A 14,497-nucleotide genomic window follows, 5' to 3' on the forward strand; every position below is an offset into this window, starting at 1 on the left:
AATCATTTCGCTGGATTGATCCAGCCGTTCGGCGGCCCGAATCCAGCCATGGCTTCGGCCGGCCCCCACGTCTTTGGCGCGTAGACAGGGGGTGGCGTGGTGTCGCCGAGCACCGGACCGACGATGCGCCAGGCGAGTTCGCTGGCGTCCTGGCGGGTGAACAGCTGGCCGTTGCCGTTCATGGCGTCGCCGATCAACCGCTCGTAAGGCGGCATGTCGCCCTTGCTGTCGTCCAACGCGGTGAGCTCGACCTGTTCGCCGACCATGTCGTCGCCGGGTGCCTAGCGCCGGGCTCCGATCGAGATCGCCACTTGCGGATCGATGCGGAAACGCACGTGATTGCATTCGCCGGGTTTGATCGGATCGAAGACGTCGAGCGGCGGCCGCTTCAGCCGCACGATGACCTCGGTGGCGTGCACCGGCAGGGATTTGCCGGCGCGGATGAAGAACGGCACATCCTGCCAGCGCCAGGTATCGACGAAAAAGCGCACCGCCGCGAAGGTCTCGACCGGCGAGTTCGGCGCCACGCCCGGCTCGTTGAGATAGCCGTCGAACTGCCCGCGCACGACATCGTCCCTGGTCAGCGTCCGAATCGCCCGCAGCACCTGCACCTTCTCGTCGATCAGATCGTCGGCCGAGCGGCCGACCGGCGGCTCCATGGCGAGCAGCAAGAGGATGTTGAGCAGGTGGTTTTCGATGACGTCGCGGATGCAGCCGACCTCGTCATAGAAGCGGCCGCGCCCCTCGACACCGAAATCCTCGGCCATGGTGATCTGCACGCTCTCGACGTAATTGCGGTTCCAGATCGGCTCGAGGAAGGAATTGGCGAAGCGGAAATAGAGCAGGTTCTGGATCGCCTCCTTGCCGAGATAATGGTCGATGCGGAAGATCGACTTTTCGTCGAAGACCAGATGCAGCACCCGGTTCAGCCAGCGCGCCGATTGCAGATCGTGGCCGAACGGCTTTTCGACCATCAGGCGCGCGCCCTGGGCGGCGCCCGACTGCTCCAGCCCCTGGACGACGACCTCGAACATGGCCGGCGGCACCGCCAGATAGTGCAGCGGCCGCTCAGCGCTGCCCAGCGCGGTCTTCAGCTTCTCGAAGGTCGCAGGCGCCCGGTAGTCGCCGCTGACATAGCGAAGCAGCGAGGCAAGCCTGGCAAAGATCTTCTCGTCGATGCTGCCGATGGCATTGACGATACCGTCGCGGGCGCGCGCCTGCAGCTTGGCGAGGTCCCAGGGATCGAAGGCGACGCCGATCACCGGCTCGTTCAGCGTTCCCTTGGCCACCATGGCGTAGAGGGCGGGAAAGATCTTCTTGTGGGCGAGATCGCCGGTGGCGCCGAAAAGCACCAGCGTGTCGGACCGTTCCTGGCTCATGGGCGTGCCTCCCTGTCGCCCGTCACGAGCCGGCCTTCGGTTTTTCGACATGACCGCCAAAGGCATAGCGCATGGCGGACAGAAGCTTGTCGGCGAATTCGGATTCGCCTTGCGAGGAGAACCTGTCGAACAGCGCCGACGACAGCACCGGCGCCGGCACGCCGGTGTCGATCGCCGCCTTCAGCGTCCAGCGGCCTTCGCCGGAATCCGAAACCCGCCCGCCGAACTGCGTCAGCGACGAATCGGCCTTCAGCACGCCGGCCGTTAAATCGAGCAGCCATGAGCCGATGACGCTGCCGTGCCGCCAGACCTCGGCCACCTCGGCGATGTCGATGTCGAACTGGTAGTATTGCGGGTTTTCCAGCGGGCTGGTTTCGGCGTCGGCGGTGCGCTGCCGTTTGCCGGCATTCGCCGACTTCAGGATGTTCATGCCCTCGGCATAGGCGGCCATGACACCATATTCGATGCCGTTATGGACCATCTTGACGAAATGGCCGGCGCCGCTCGGCCCACAATGCAGATAACCGAAGGGAGCGGTTCCGGCGTCCTTGCCAGGGGCAGGCGAAGCGGCGTCGGCGCCGGGCGCCAGCGTGGCAAAGATCGGATCGAGATGCTGGACCGCGCTGTCAGGGCCGCCGATCATCAGGCAGTAGCCGCGCTCGAGGCCCCAGACGCCGCCGCTGGTGCCGACATCGACATAGCTCAAGCCTTTCAAGGCCAGGCGCGCGGCGTGGTCGACGGCTTCATGATAATAGGAATTGCCGCCGTCGATGATGATGTCGCCCGGCTCCATCAGGGCGGCCACCTGGTCGACGATCCGGCCGGTGATCGCCGCCGGCAGCATCAGCCAGGCGCTGCGCGGCTTCGTCAGCTTGCCGACGAAGTCCTCCATCGAGGCGGCTCCGACCGCGCCGGCGCTCACAAGCGCCGCGACGCTCGCCGGGTTGATGTCGTAGACGACGCATTCGTGGCCATCGCGCAGCAGGCGCCGAACCATGTTGGCGCCCATCCTGCCCAGTCCCATCATTCCTATCTGCATGGTCTCGTCCTGCCTTACTTGAGGGATCGATGATCTAGTGGCTGTGACGCATCGTCGATACCAACGGAAAAGTCGACATTCTCCCAACGGCCGGCATCGGACCAGAAGAATGTGAAGACAATGCTATTGCCCGGAGCGGCGTCGGCAACCGGCAACTCCGCGAAATGGATGCCGAAAAGGTTCGCGGCGGTCCCGGTGTCATGGACGGTTGCCCAATTGTCGCTGCTCCAATGAACCACCGCCCGGGCCAGAACTTCGATGCGCAGCGCCTTGCCTGCCGGGATGGTACGGATCTTGTGGTTGAAGCGCCATGCCCTGAGGCGCGACACCGTTCTGCCCTCGATATAGCGCTTGACGCCTTGTGGCGGCATGTCGAAGACGGCGCCGTCGCGGAGCGAACGCAGCAGCTTGATGTGCTCGGAATGCGCCCAAACCAGCGGCTTGGCGCTGCCGGAGGGGCCGCCATGCCGCAATTCGCGCTCCGGCATGTCTGGACCATCCCAGACCTGCTCCGGCAGCAGGCCGCCCGGCCCGGCGGAGCCCTCAAACGTCGCGAGCAGGCTTGCCGCTTTGTCCTTGCGTCCCGCCGCCAGCTCGTAGTGCGCGCGCTCGCCGACCAGCAGCGGCCAGGGCCGGCCCTGGCCGGTTCCATCGAAGGGCGCGCCGTCCGCATGCTCACCGTAGCCGTCGCCGTTGTAGCGGTACCAGAGCGGCCCCTGCGGCAGCTCGCAACGCAATTGCGCGTCGATCACCTTGACCGTGTCGAGGATGCGCGGATCGTCGGCCGCCCTGAGGCCGAAACGGACCAGCGCCAGCGCGTCGGGGCTGACGATCGCCTTGGCCGGCCGGTCCGTATCGGCCGGCGGGCGGTTCTTGATCGGGACGTAGCCGTCTTTCGGCGATGCCGCGCCGGCTTTGTCGGGCGGCGCAATGCGGACATAGTAGCCCTCGACGCCGGCTTCATCGCCCGAGGAGCTACCGGCGTCGTAGGTCCAGCGCTCGATCTGATCGTTCCAGACATCGGCGGTTTCGCGCAGGTAGTTTGCCGGCTCTGTTTTGCCGACGGCATCGAACATGTCCGCAGCCGCTAGCAATGCGGCGATCTCGACGGCAAGCGTGAACGGGCTGTAGCCGGCGTCCTCTTCCCAGCGGTCTTCGCCGGTGACGGGGCCGTTGCGCACGACGTAGGAGGCCGCGCGCTCGATCATCGGCATGAAGGAGGAGAGTACCGCAGGCGGCAAATGCCCGGCGCGGCGCAGCGCGTCGGCGAGCAGCAGCGGGAAGGCGCATTCGTCCATCTGGATGCCCGGCCAATAGGCCGAACCGTCGAGCCAGGCGTTCTGCGGCCAATGCCCGTCCGGCTGCTGGATCGAGCGCAGATAGCCAAGGATGCGCAAGGCTTCCGCCGGGTCGCCGGCGGCGAGGAAACCGCCGGCGGTTTCGACCAGATCGCGCGGCCAGACCAGGTGATAGCCGCCCAGATCGTCGTCGCCCTTGTTGAAGCCCCACGGGATCGACAGGCTGGCGACGGCTGCTCCGGTCGACGAGCGGTGTGCCGCCAGCACCGCAGCGCTGATGCGGTAGGGATTGAGGCCGGACGCCGCATGCCGGTCCAGCGGCAGCAATCCGGCCTGCCATTGGCGCCATTTTTGACCATAGGATCTGACCGCGGGCTCAAAACCTTGCCTCAGGCTGGCGAAAGCGGTTTCCGCCGCCTGTTGCGGTGTCGTGCCGAAGCCGAGCGCCAGCAATATTTTTGGATTCGCGGCCGAAAAGCCGATCTCGCCGGTCAGCGCGACATTGCCATCCTCGGCCCTGCGGCAGGCCGGATCGAGCCGGCCGCCTTGACGAAGCTGCTGCCAGCCGTCGGAGGCACCGACATAGCCGGCCGAGCACGCCTTCCACGGCAGCGACGAGGCGAGCGCCAGGCAGACGCCGCGTCCCGATGCAAACAGGACAGGCTGTCCTTCATGGCCGTCGATCCAGGCGGTGTTGCCCATCCCGGCGTTGACGAGGTGCGGCGCCAGCAGCGCGTAGACGCGGTAGTCGGCGGCCGCGCCTTTGAGCGGCGTGAAAATGATCTCCTGCAGCACGACAGGACGTTCCGGATCCGTAATGATCCGCTTTTGGATCCGGTAGCTTCCATCGGCCGCGGTGTTGACCAGCTGATAGGCAGGCACCCCGTCCTCGAGCGGTTCGATGCTGTGCTCGGCGTCTCGCTTTTCTTCCGAGAAATAGCCATCGGGTCCGGTGACGATCAGCCCCAGATCGCGGGTGCAGGCGCTGTCGAGGCGGGGATAGTAGATCTCGTTGAGAATGCCGTGACTGATGGTGAACCAGATCGGGCAGGCCGGCGAGAGCGCAGTGCCGACGCCGCTCTTGGCGCTCGAGGTCCAGCGCGCCGGAATGCCGGGTGCACCCGGGGCAAGGTTCGCTGCCATTCAAATCGGTCTCCAGTGCCATCCCTAGACCAGGAGCCGAACCGTTTTCAATGATTGCACCGCAAGTTGATCGCCGGCCATGGATTGCTGTTGACAGCTTGTCGCCCATCTGCATTTGTCTGATAATAGATAAAAAACAGCGTTGTGAGCGTATCAGCCATCAGCCAGCCATTAGCCACCAGTAAGACAGCAACTCACGGGAGGAGTATGACATGAAGAAAATATTCGTTTTGGGCGCCCTTGCGGCGATGCTCGCCTCGGGCACCGCGCTTGCCGACACCAGCGGCAAGAAAATCGCCTTCTCCAACAATTACGCCGGCAATTCCTGGCGGCAGGCGATGCTGGACAGCTACGCCATCGTCACCAAGAAGGCGGTTGCCGACAAGGTGGTCGGCGCCGCGGACGTCTTCACGACGGCCGACAAGGAAGTGCCGACGCAAGCAGCGCAAGTGCAGAACCTGATCCTGCAGGGCTATGACGCGATCGTCATCAACGCGGCGTCTCCGGATGCCCTCAACGGCGCCATCAAGCAGGCCTGCGACGCCGGCATCGTCGTCGTCTCCTTCGACGGCATCGTCACCGAACCCTGCGCCTACCGCGTCGTCGTCGACTTCAAGGACATGGGCAAGCAGGAAGTCGAGCAGATGGCCAAGTTCCAGCCCAAGGGCGGCAATCTCCTGGAAATCCGCGGTCTCGCCGGCACTTCGATCGACGACGCCATCCACGCCGGCATCCTCGAGGGTGTCGCTGCCCATCCCGAGTTCAAGATCGTCGGCTCGGTGACCGGCGACTGGGACCAGACAACGGCACAGAAAGCCGTCGCAACGATCCTGCCGTCGCTGCCGGATGTTGTCGGGGTGGTCGACCAGGGCGGTGACGGCTACGGCGCGGCGCAGGCTTTCGCCGCCGCCGGCAAGCCGCGCCCGACCATCATCATGGGCAATCGCCAGGATGAATTGCAGTGGTGGAAGGAGCAGAAGGAAAAGGACGGTTACCAGACCTGGTCGGCATCGATCGCACCGGGCGTATCGACGCTTGCGTTCTGGGTGGCGCAGCAGGTGCTCGACGGCCGCACCGACGTGCCGCACGATCTGCTGGTTCCCTATCTTGCCTTCACACAGGATGATTTCGAGGCCGCGCTGCCGAAGATTCCGAAGGGCGGCGTCGCTAGCCACGAATACACGCAGGAAGACGCCATCGCGGCGATCAAGGCCAACATCAAGTGAGCATGGCACTATTGTTGCCGCCACGGATAACCGGGTATCGTTGAGGGATGCCCGAGGCCAATGCAGACATCATCATGCCGGACGGCGCCGAAAAGCTTTTCGGCGCCGTCAGTTTGGACATCATAAGACTGGACGGAGCCGAAAAACATTTCGGCGCCGTCAGGGCGCTCGCCGGTGTCGATTTAAGCGTTCGTGCCGGAGAATGCGTCGGTCTCGTCGGCCATAACGGCGCCGGAAAATCGACGCTCATGCATATGGTGGCGGGCACGCTTGCCCCCGACAGCGGGCAGATCGCGGTCCGCGGCGGTGTCGAGGCAAGTTATTCGGTGCCGCGCGCACAGCAGCTCGGCATCCGTTGTGTTTTCCAGGAACTGTCGCTCTGCCCGAACCTCAGCGTCGCCGAGAACACGCGGATCAACCACGCGTCGCTTAATGGCTTCGGCTGGCGGCGCAAGGCGGCCGATCTGATCGCCGCCAAGCTGGACGAGATATTCCCCGGCCACAGCATCTCGGCATCCGACATCGTCGGCGATCTTTCCATCACCAGCCGGCAAATGGTGGAGGTGGCGCGCGCCTTCACGGTCACGCAGGAGCCGCTCGAACTGGTCATCCTCGACGAGCCGACGTCCTCGCTCGATGCGCATACCGCCGGCCAGCTGCTGGCGTTCGTGCGCCGCTTCGTAGCCGCCGGCAAGAGCTGCATCCTGATCTCGCATGTGCTCGGCGAAGTGCTCGGAAATGCCGACCGCATCGTCGTGATGCGCGACGGCAAGGTCGTCGCCGCGGGGCAGGCCGATCAATTCGACCGCGACAGGCTGGTGACGGCGATGGGCGGAGCTGCGGCACGCGAGAAGGCCGCCGCAGAGATTGCGAGCGGCAAGCCGGAGCCCGGTCCGCTGCGGGTCCGGGCGCGGCCGGCGCGACAGCAGGACGGCAACGAGCTCGTCGCCCGTGCCGGTGAGATCATCGGGCTTGCCGGACTTGCCGGGCATGGGCAGACCGATCTTTTGCTGGCGATCTTTGCTGCGGCTTCCCGCGCCAGGACCGGCATCGAGGTCACCGCCCCGGTGGCGCTGGTTGCCGGCGACCGCCAGTCGGACGGGATTTTTCCGCAGTGGTCGATTGCCGAGAACATCGGCATCCGTTCGCTGGCGCGATTGCGCAACGGCCTCTTGATCTCGCCGCAGCGCGAAGCCGAGCTCGCCGAGTTGTGGCAGCGGAAAATCGGCATCCGTACGCCCGACATGAACAACAACATCTTCTCGCTGTCCGGCGGCAACCAGCAGAAGGCGCTGTTCGCGCGGGCGCTCGGCTCCGACGCCAAGATCGTGCTGATGGACGATCCGATGCGCGGCGTCGACATCGGAACCAAGCTCGAAGTCTACGACCTGGTGCGCGAAGAGGCTCGCCATGGCCGCACTTTCCTCTGGTACACCACCGAAACCGAAGAGCTCGACAATTGCGACCATATCTATGTGTTCAAGAACGGCCGGATTGTCGCCAACCTTCGTCGCGACGAACTGACGGAGGAAAAAATCATCCAGTCGTCGTTCGGCGAGGCGGCCTGAGATGACAGCGGCATCCGTCGAGAATGGGCTAAGATCTTCGGCTCGCGCCACGAGGCGGGCGCGCATGCTGCGCAGCCTGCTGCCGGCACTGTCGCTGGCGCTGGTGCTCATCGCCATCGCCTGGCTCAACCCGCGCGCCATCAGCTATTTCGGCTTCAGCCTGATGCTCAATCTGGCGATCCCGATCGCACTGGCGACGATCGCGCAGATGTTCGTCATCGCCGGCAACGAGCTCGATCTGTCGATCGGCACCTTTGTCGGCTTCGTCGGCTGTGTCACGGCGACGTGGCTGAAGGACGCGCCGCTGCTCGGCGTCGTCATCCTGCTCGGGTCGATCGGGGTCTACGCGCTGCTCGGCGCGCTGATCCATCTGCGCAACCTGCCCTCTATCGTGGTGACGCTCGGCATGAGTTTCGTCTGGCAGGGCATGGCCATCCTCATCCTGCCAAAGCCCGGCGGCAAGGCGCCGGACTGGCTGCTGGCGCTGATGGCCTTCAAACCACCCTTCATTCCGTTCCCGATCATCGCGGCATTGCTGATCGCGGCCGTCGTCCACTTTGGCCTGATGCGCACCTCCTACGGCGTCATCCTGCGTGGATCGGGCGGCAATTCAGCCGCACTCAAGCGCGCCGGCTGGTCGCTGCTGCGCACCAAGATCGCGCTGTTTGCGCTGACCGGTCTGTTCGGCGTTTTGTCCGGCATGGCGCTGATCGGCATCACCACCTCGGCCGATGCCAATATCGGCAATGGCTACACGCTGCTTTCGATCGCCGGCGTCATCCTCGGCGGCGGCGAGTTCGTCGGCGGCCGGGTGTCGCCGATCGGCGCCGTCATCGGCGCGCTGACGCTGGCTCTGGCCGCATCGCCGCTCTTGACCTTCATGCACATTCCGCCCGACTGGCAGGTCGCCGCCAATGGCGCCATCCTGATCATCGTGCTGGCAGCGCGGGTGCTGATCAGCCGCAGGGAGAGGTGAGCATGGCTTCGCTGCGGACCCTGCTCGCCAGACCCTGGATCTGGTCATTCTTCGGGGCGCTGCTGGTGTGGCTGGCGACCATCGCCTTCACCGGCGGCTATGGCGGCGGCGGCATGATCACGGCGGCGCTGTCGCTCGCCGTCTTCACCGTCATTGTCGGCGTCGGCCAGATGTTCGTCATCACGCTCGGGCCGGGCAATGTCGACTTGTCGCTGCCGGCCAACATCGGCCTTGCCAGCGCCGTCGCCATGAAGGTCATGGACGGCAATGATGCGATGATTGCGGTCGGGCTGCTGGCCGCGCTTGCCTGCGGCATGGCGATCGGCGCCGTCAACTATCTGCTGATCTGGGCGCTGCGCATTCCGCCGATCATCGCGACGCTGTCGGCCAGTTTCGTTATCCAGTCGGTCGATATCAGCTATGGGCGCGGCCTGCAGATCAAGCCGCCGCCGGGCTTTGCCGACTTCACCAACTGGCAGGTGTTCGGCATCCCGGTGCTGGCGATCCTCACCGTGCTGTTCACCATCGGCGCCGGCATCGTTTTGCAGCGCATGATCTACGGACGCTCGGTGTTGGCGATCGGCCAGAACATCCGCGCCGCCTGGCTGGCCGGCGTCAATGTCGGCCGCACCCGCTTCCTCACCTACACGCTGTCGGGCGCGCTCGGCGGCCTCGACGGCGCACTGCTCGCCGGCTATTTCCGCGGCGCCAATGTCGACATCGGCAATGAGTATCTGCTGGCCTCGATCGCGGTCGTCGTCATCGGCGGCACGTCGGTAGCTGGCGGCAAGGCCAACGTGCCGGGGGTCTGGGGCGCGGCGCTGTTTCTCGTGCTGCTGTTGACCATGCTCAACACATTCGGCGTCAGCGTCGGCGTCCGCCTGGTGCTGACAGGGCTGATCATCGTCGGCGTCATCACCGCCGCCGGTGGGCAGAAGGCGCTGCGCTAAGGCAAGGCACCCGGCGGCGAGGGGATAACGATCCGGCCCGCAAAACACGTGGTTCCCATCCGCATGCCAGCGCTGTAAATCCCGTCGCGCTATTGGCCAACATCGTTGTATGAGGTTTGCGTGTCCGATTTCGTCAGCACCACAAGGCATGGCAACGTCGCGGTGGTGATCATCGACAATCCGCCGGTCAACGCGCTGAGCTTCCATGTGCGCGAGCCGTTGATGCGGGCGCTCGTTTCCCTGCGGGACGAGCCGTCGGTCGGAGCAATCGTGATCGCCTGCGCCGGGCGGACCTTCGTCGCCGGCGCCGATATCACCGAATTCGGCAGACCGGCGCAGCAGCCGGAATTGCGCGCTATTGTCGCCGTGCTGGAAACTATTACCAAGCCGACGGTCGCAGCTATTCACGGCACTGCGCTCGGCGGCGGCCTGGAACTGGCGCTCGGCTGCCATTTCCGTGTTGCCGACCGAACGGCAAGGCTCGGCCTGCCGGAAGTCAAGCTCGGCCTGCTGCCGGGCGGCGGCGGCACGGTTCGCCTGCCGCGCCTGGTTGGTCCGCTAAAGGCACTCAGCATGATCGTTTCGGGAACGCCGATCGGTGCTGCCGAGGCGCTCGCCGACGGCCTCGTGGATGCCGTCTTCGATGGCGACCTGATCGCGAAAGCGGTGAGTTTCGCCAGCGAAACGGCCGCGAAAGGCGATCCGTTCACGCCCGTGCGCGACCGCAATGATCGCCTCGACCAGGCCGACTTGCCGGCTTTCGACAAGCAGGCGGCAGCGTTTTCCAAAAAAGCACGCGGCCTCGAAGCGCCGATCGCCTGTGCGCAGTCGGTCCGCAACGCCCTGACGCTGCCCTTCGACGAAGCGCTGGCGGCGGAGCGCGACCTGTTCCTCAAGCTTGTCGCCGGTGACCAGTCACGCGCGCAGCGGCATCTGTTCTTCGCTGAACGTGAGGCGGCAAAGATTGCCGGCAAGGATGTCGTCAGGCGCAAGATCGCCCGGGTCGGCGTCATCGGCGCCGGCACCATGGGCGGCGGCATCGCCATGGCGTTCGTCAATGGCGGTCTTCCCGTGACCTTGCTGGAGACGACGCAGGAAGCATTGCAACGCGGACTGACGACGATCGACAAGAATTATGCCGTTTCCGTTATCCGCGGATCGCTGAGCGAAGACGCCAAGCGCGAGCGGCTGGATTTGTTCAGGGGCAGCACCGACTATGCCGACCTCGCCGATTGCGACCTGATCGTCGAGGCCGTGTTCGAGGAGATGGCGGTCAAGAAGGATGTCTTCGGCAGGCTCGATGCGGTGGCCAAACCGGGCGCGATCCTCGCCACCAACACCTCCTATCTCGACGTCAACGAGATCGCCGGTTCGACGTCGCGGCCGCAAGATCTCCTCGGCATGCATTTCTTTTCGCCGGCTAACGTCATGAAGCTTTCGGAAATCGTCCGCGCCGACAAGACTTCGCCCGACGTGCTGGCGACCATCGTCGATCTGGCACGGCGGATCGGCAAGGTGCCGGTCGTTGTCGGCGTCTGCCACGGCTTCGTCGGCAATCGCATGCTGGCGGCGCGCGGTGCGGAACTGGAGACGCTTCTGCTGGAAGGCGCCATGCCGAGCCAGGTCGACCAGGTGTTCACCGATTTTGGCTGGCCGATGGGGCCGTTCGAGATGAGCGATCTCGCCGGCCTCGACATAGGCTGGCGCAACCGCAAGGCGCGTGGCCAGTCGGCCGTGATCGCCGATGCGTTGTGCGAACAGGGACATTTCGGCCAGAAGACCGGCAGCGGCTTCTATCGTTATGAGAACGGTTCGCGCACGCCGCTGCCCGATCCCGAGGTCGAGACGCTGATCCGTAACAAAGCTGCCGAACGCGGCATTGCACCGCGGCCAATCGGCGCCGAGGAGATCATCGAGCGGACGCTCTATCCGATGATCAACGAGGGCGCCAAAATCCTCGAGGAAAAGATTGCCGCCCGGGCGTCCGATATCGACCTTGTCTGGGTCAACGGCTACGGCTTCCCGGTCGGCAAAGGCGGGCCGATGTTCTGGGCGAGCCTCGAAGGCGTGGACAAGATCATCCAGCGGCTGGATCACTGGCACCAGCAGACCGGCAAGGACGTCTTTCGAGTGGCACCTCTGCTTAGGCAAATGGCCGAAACCGGTTCCTGGGACGGCGGCTAGTATCAACGCCGGTCAGGCGCTGGTGATCGACGGTGGAGAAAGCATCGGCTGATCCGCCGCTCCCCGCAGGCGGCAGCTGAAATTGTCTTTGGCCTAACGGCCGGCGGCGAGATGTGCTTTCGTCTCGAGGAGAATGCGGCCAACATGGCTGGGCCGGGAAAGGGAAGGCTGCATTATGGCCGAGGCCTATATCTGCGACTACATCCGCACGCCGATTGGACGCTTCGGCGGTTCGCTGTCGGCGGTCCGTGCCGACGATCTCGGCGCTATCCCTTTGAAGGCGCTGGTCGAGCGTAATTCGGGCATCGACTGGGCCGCCATCGACGATGTCGTCTATGGCTGCGCCAACCAGGCCGGTGAGGACAATCGTAATGTGGCGCGGATGTCCCTGCTGCTGGCCGGCCTGCCCAAGGAGGTTCCCGGCTCGACCGTCAATCGCCTCTGCGGTTCGGGCATGGATGCGGTGATGATTGCTGCCCGCGCCATCAAAGCCGGCGAGGCGGAGCTGATAGTATCAGGCGGCGTCGAATCGATGAGCCGTGCTCCGTTTGTCATGCCGAAGGCGGAGACCGCCTTTTCGCGCAATGCCGAGATTTACGACACCACGATCGGCTGGCGCTTCATCAATCCGCTGATGAAGAAGCAATACGGCGTCGATTCGATGCCGGAGACCGGTGAGAACGTGGCGGAAGAGTTCGCTGTCTCCCGCGCAGACCAGGATGCGTTTGCCGTGCGCAGCCAGGACAAGGCAATCGCCGCGCAAGCCAATGGTCGGCTGGCGAAGGAAATTACGCCGGTGACGATCGCGCAGCGCAAGGGCGATCCGGTGATCGTATCAAAGGACGAGCATCCGCGAGCAGGCACGACGATCGACTCGTTAGCCAAGTTGCCGACGCCGTTCCGGCAAGGCGGCACGGTTACCGCCGGCAATGCCTCGGGCGTTAACGATGGTGCCGCAGCGCTGATCGTCGCCTCGGAAACGGCCGTGAAAAGATACGGGTTGACGCCGATCGCCCGTATTCTCGGCGGTGCCACCGCCGGCGTGGCGCCGCGCATCATGGGCATTGGTCCGGTGCCGGCCACGCAAAAGCTATGCGCCCGGCTCGGCCTGGAGCCGCGACAATTCGATGTCATCGAGCTCAACGAGGCCTTCGCCTCGCAAGGCATCGCGGTGCTGCGCCAACTCGGCATTGCCGAGGATGCGGAGCACGTCAACCCGAATGGCGGCGCCATCGCGCTCGGCCATCCGCTCGGCATGTCCGGGGCGCGCATCACGGGCACGGCTGCGCTGGAGCTGCGCGAACGCGGCGGCCGCTACGGCCTCGCGACCATGTGCATCGGGGTCGGCCAGGGGATCGCGGTGGCGCTCGAGAGATTGTGAGCAAGCAGCTCCGGTCGTTCTAAAGGTGCGATTACACGAACGTTTACAGCAGTTCCGCCCGGCCAAATTTGACCATGTGGACAAAAGCCGGGCACCGTTCCATAGTTCCTTCGCCGATATTCCAGAGAAGAGAGCCGGCTCGACACGGCGCCAATCAGAGGGGCATGCAATGGACAACGGGAAGAGCAGAATCCAATCGAAACGCGAAGGGCTTTCGCGACGCAACGTGCTGGAGCTGGGCGCGCTCGGCCTGGCGGCGGCGATGCTGCCGAGGAGCGCCTTTGCCAAGACCAAGAAGCTGAAAGTGGCGGCGATCTTCGCCACGCCGATCGAGGAACCGTGGGACAACCAGATCCATGTCGCCCTGCAGAAGGCCGAGAAGGAACTCGGCATCGAATACAAATGGTCGGAGAAGGTACAGACCGCCGATTTCAGCCGTGTCATGCGCGAATATGCGCAGGGCGGCTATGAGCTGGTGCTGGGCGATGCCTTCGCCGCCGAGCGCGAATCGCGCAGGACCGCCAAGCAATTCCCGAAGACCGCCTTCCTGTTCGGCTCCGGCGCCGGGCCGGCCGAACCGAATTTCGGGGTTTTCGACAACTGGATCCACGAGCCGGCCTATCTGTCCGGCATGATTGCCGGAAAAATGTCGAAATCGGGCACGATCGGCGCCGTCGCGGCGATGGGCATTCCGGAAGTGAACCGGCTGGTCAACGCCTTCTTTGCCGGCGCCAAGGAGGTCAATCCCAACATCAAGAAGAAGGTCGCCTTCATCGGCTCGTTCTTCGATCCGCCGAAGGCAAAGGAAGCTGCTGTCGCCCAGATCGACGCCGGCGTCGACGTCATCTATGCCGAGCGTTTTGGCGTCATCGAAGCGGCGGTCGAGAAGAAGATCCTCGCTATCTCCAACATGTCGGACCAATCGAGCCTCGGCCCCGACACCGTGATCACCGGCCCGGTCTGGGACATGTATCCGACCGTCGAGCAGGCAATCAAGCTGGTCAAGGCCGGCGTCTTCACCGCGCAGGATTACGGCGATTTCTCGCGCATGGCCAAGGGCGGCTCCTACCTCGCGCCCTACCACAAGTTCGACAAGACGCTGCCGGCCGAGGTCAAGGACTTGGTCGAAAAGAAGAAGGCCGAAATCCTTGACGGCAATTTCCGCGTCGATGTCGATGAGAATACGCCGGTCTCGGATTAGGTGCTTGCCCTCCCCCTCGTGGGGAGGGTGGCCCGCAGAGCCGGGTGGGGTCCGCGGCGACGCGCTCCATCTTTTTCAGTCAGAGGTCGAGGCAGTTGAGGTGACCCCTCCCGCCTCGCTTCGCTCGGCACCCTCCCCTCAAGGGGGAGGGA

Annotated in this window: 9 protein-coding genes and 1 pseudogene; 7 read left to right on the plus strand and 3 right to left on the minus strand. The window is 64.6% G+C overall.

Annotated features, from left to right (window positions below; genetic code table 11):
- Positions 1 to 2: 2 nt before the first annotated feature.
- The 3 genes and pseudogenes from zwf to NKH42_RS11570 form a co-directional block, all read right to left on the minus strand.
- A pseudogene (gene zwf / locus NKH42_RS11560) lies at positions 3 to 1,379 on the minus strand (glucose-6-phosphate dehydrogenase).
- A 22-nt stretch (positions 1,380 to 1,401) separates the two neighbouring features.
- The gene (gnd, locus tag NKH42_RS11565; RefSeq protein WP_352751454.1) at positions 1,402 to 2,418 is read right to left on the minus strand and encodes a phosphogluconate dehydrogenase (NAD(+)-dependent, decarboxylating); all 1,017 of its coding nucleotides are present in this window, start codon (positions 2,416 to 2,418) and stop codon (positions 1,402 to 1,404) included.
- A 14-nt stretch (positions 2,419 to 2,432) separates the two neighbouring features.
- On the minus strand, positions 2,433 to 4,859 hold the full coding sequence (locus NKH42_RS11570) for a glucan 1,4-alpha-glucosidase (protein ID WP_352509107.1): 2,427 nt from the start codon (positions 4,857 to 4,859) through the stop codon (positions 2,433 to 2,435).
- 212 nt (positions 4,860 to 5,071) lie between these two features.
- On the opposite strand from NKH42_RS11570, the gene NKH42_RS11575 reads away from it, so the two are divergent.
- The 7 genes from NKH42_RS11575 to NKH42_RS11605 all read left to right on the plus strand — a co-directional run bounded on the left by NKH42_RS11575 (position 5,072) and on the right by NKH42_RS11605 (position 14,345).
- The gene (locus NKH42_RS11575; protein WP_254817784.1) at positions 5,072 to 6,085 is read left to right on the plus strand and encodes an ABC transporter substrate-binding protein; all 1,014 of its coding nucleotides are present in this window, start codon (positions 5,072 to 5,074) and stop codon (positions 6,083 to 6,085) included.
- A gap of 74 nt (positions 6,086 to 6,159) precedes the next feature.
- Positions 6,160 to 7,653: a sugar ABC transporter ATP-binding protein gene (locus NKH42_RS11580; RefSeq protein WP_352974084.1), complete on the plus strand. Its 1,494-nt coding sequence runs from the start codon at positions 6,160 to 6,162 to the stop codon at positions 7,651 to 7,653.
- A gap of 1 nt (position 7,654) precedes the next feature.
- On the plus strand, positions 7,655 to 8,629 hold the full coding sequence (locus NKH42_RS11585; RefSeq protein ID WP_352480003.1) for an ABC transporter permease: 975 nt from the start codon (positions 7,655 to 7,657) through the stop codon (positions 8,627 to 8,629).
- A gap of 2 nt (positions 8,630 to 8,631) precedes the next feature.
- Positions 8,632 to 9,579 carry an ABC transporter permease gene (locus NKH42_RS11590; RefSeq protein ID WP_023678189.1) on the plus strand — a complete coding sequence of 316 codons (948 nt, stop codon included), beginning with the start codon at positions 8,632 to 8,634 and terminating at the stop codon, positions 9,577 to 9,579.
- 120 nt (positions 9,580 to 9,699) lie between these two features.
- Positions 9,700 to 11,763, plus strand: coding sequence for a 3-hydroxyacyl-CoA dehydrogenase NAD-binding domain-containing protein (locus NKH42_RS11595; protein WP_352690280.1), 2,064 nt, complete (start codon positions 9,700 to 9,702; stop codon positions 11,761 to 11,763).
- Positions 11,764 to 11,938: 175 nt separating this feature from the next.
- Complete coding sequence (gene pcaF / locus NKH42_RS11600; protein WP_352509105.1) at positions 11,939 to 13,144, plus strand: 3-oxoadipyl-CoA thiolase; 1,206 nt, start codon at positions 11,939 to 11,941, stop codon at positions 13,142 to 13,144.
- A gap of 169 nt (positions 13,145 to 13,313) precedes the next feature.
- A complete protein-coding gene (locus NKH42_RS11605) occupies positions 13,314 to 14,345 on the plus strand; it encodes a BMP family protein (RefSeq protein ID WP_352509104.1) in 1,032 nt (343 codons plus the stop codon).
- Positions 14,346 to 14,497: the final 152 nt, after the last annotated feature.

Source organism: Mesorhizobium sp. M1142 (genome assembly GCF_040318565.1).
GTDB lineage: Bacteria > Pseudomonadota > Alphaproteobacteria > Rhizobiales > Rhizobiaceae > Mesorhizobium.

Bases quoted from the DNA above. Each gene is read 5' to 3' on its own strand.
- gnd (WP_352751454.1), bottom strand. From the start codon at position 2,418: ATGCAGATAGGAATGATGGGACTGGGCAGGATGGGCGCCAACATGGTT.
- NKH42_RS11570 (WP_352509107.1), bottom strand. From the start codon at position 4,859: ATGGCAGCGAACCTTGCCCCGGGTGCACCCGGCATTCCGGCGCGCTGG.
- NKH42_RS11575 (WP_254817784.1), top strand. From the start codon at position 5,072: ATGAAGAAAATATTCGTTTTGGGCGCCCTTGCGGCGATGCTCGCCTCG.
- NKH42_RS11580 (WP_352974084.1), top strand. From the start codon at position 6,160: ATGCCGGACGGCGCCGAAAAGCTTTTCGGCGCCGTCAGTTTGGACATC.
- NKH42_RS11585 (WP_352480003.1), top strand. From the start codon at position 7,655: ATGACAGCGGCATCCGTCGAGAATGGGCTAAGATCTTCGGCTCGCGCC.
- NKH42_RS11590 (WP_023678189.1), top strand. From the start codon at position 8,632: ATGGCTTCGCTGCGGACCCTGCTCGCCAGACCCTGGATCTGGTCATTC.
- pcaF (WP_352509105.1), top strand. From the start codon at position 11,939: ATGGCCGAGGCCTATATCTGCGACTACATCCGCACGCCGATTGGACGC.
- NKH42_RS11605 (WP_352509104.1), top strand. From the start codon at position 13,314: ATGGACAACGGGAAGAGCAGAATCCAATCGAAACGCGAAGGGCTTTCG.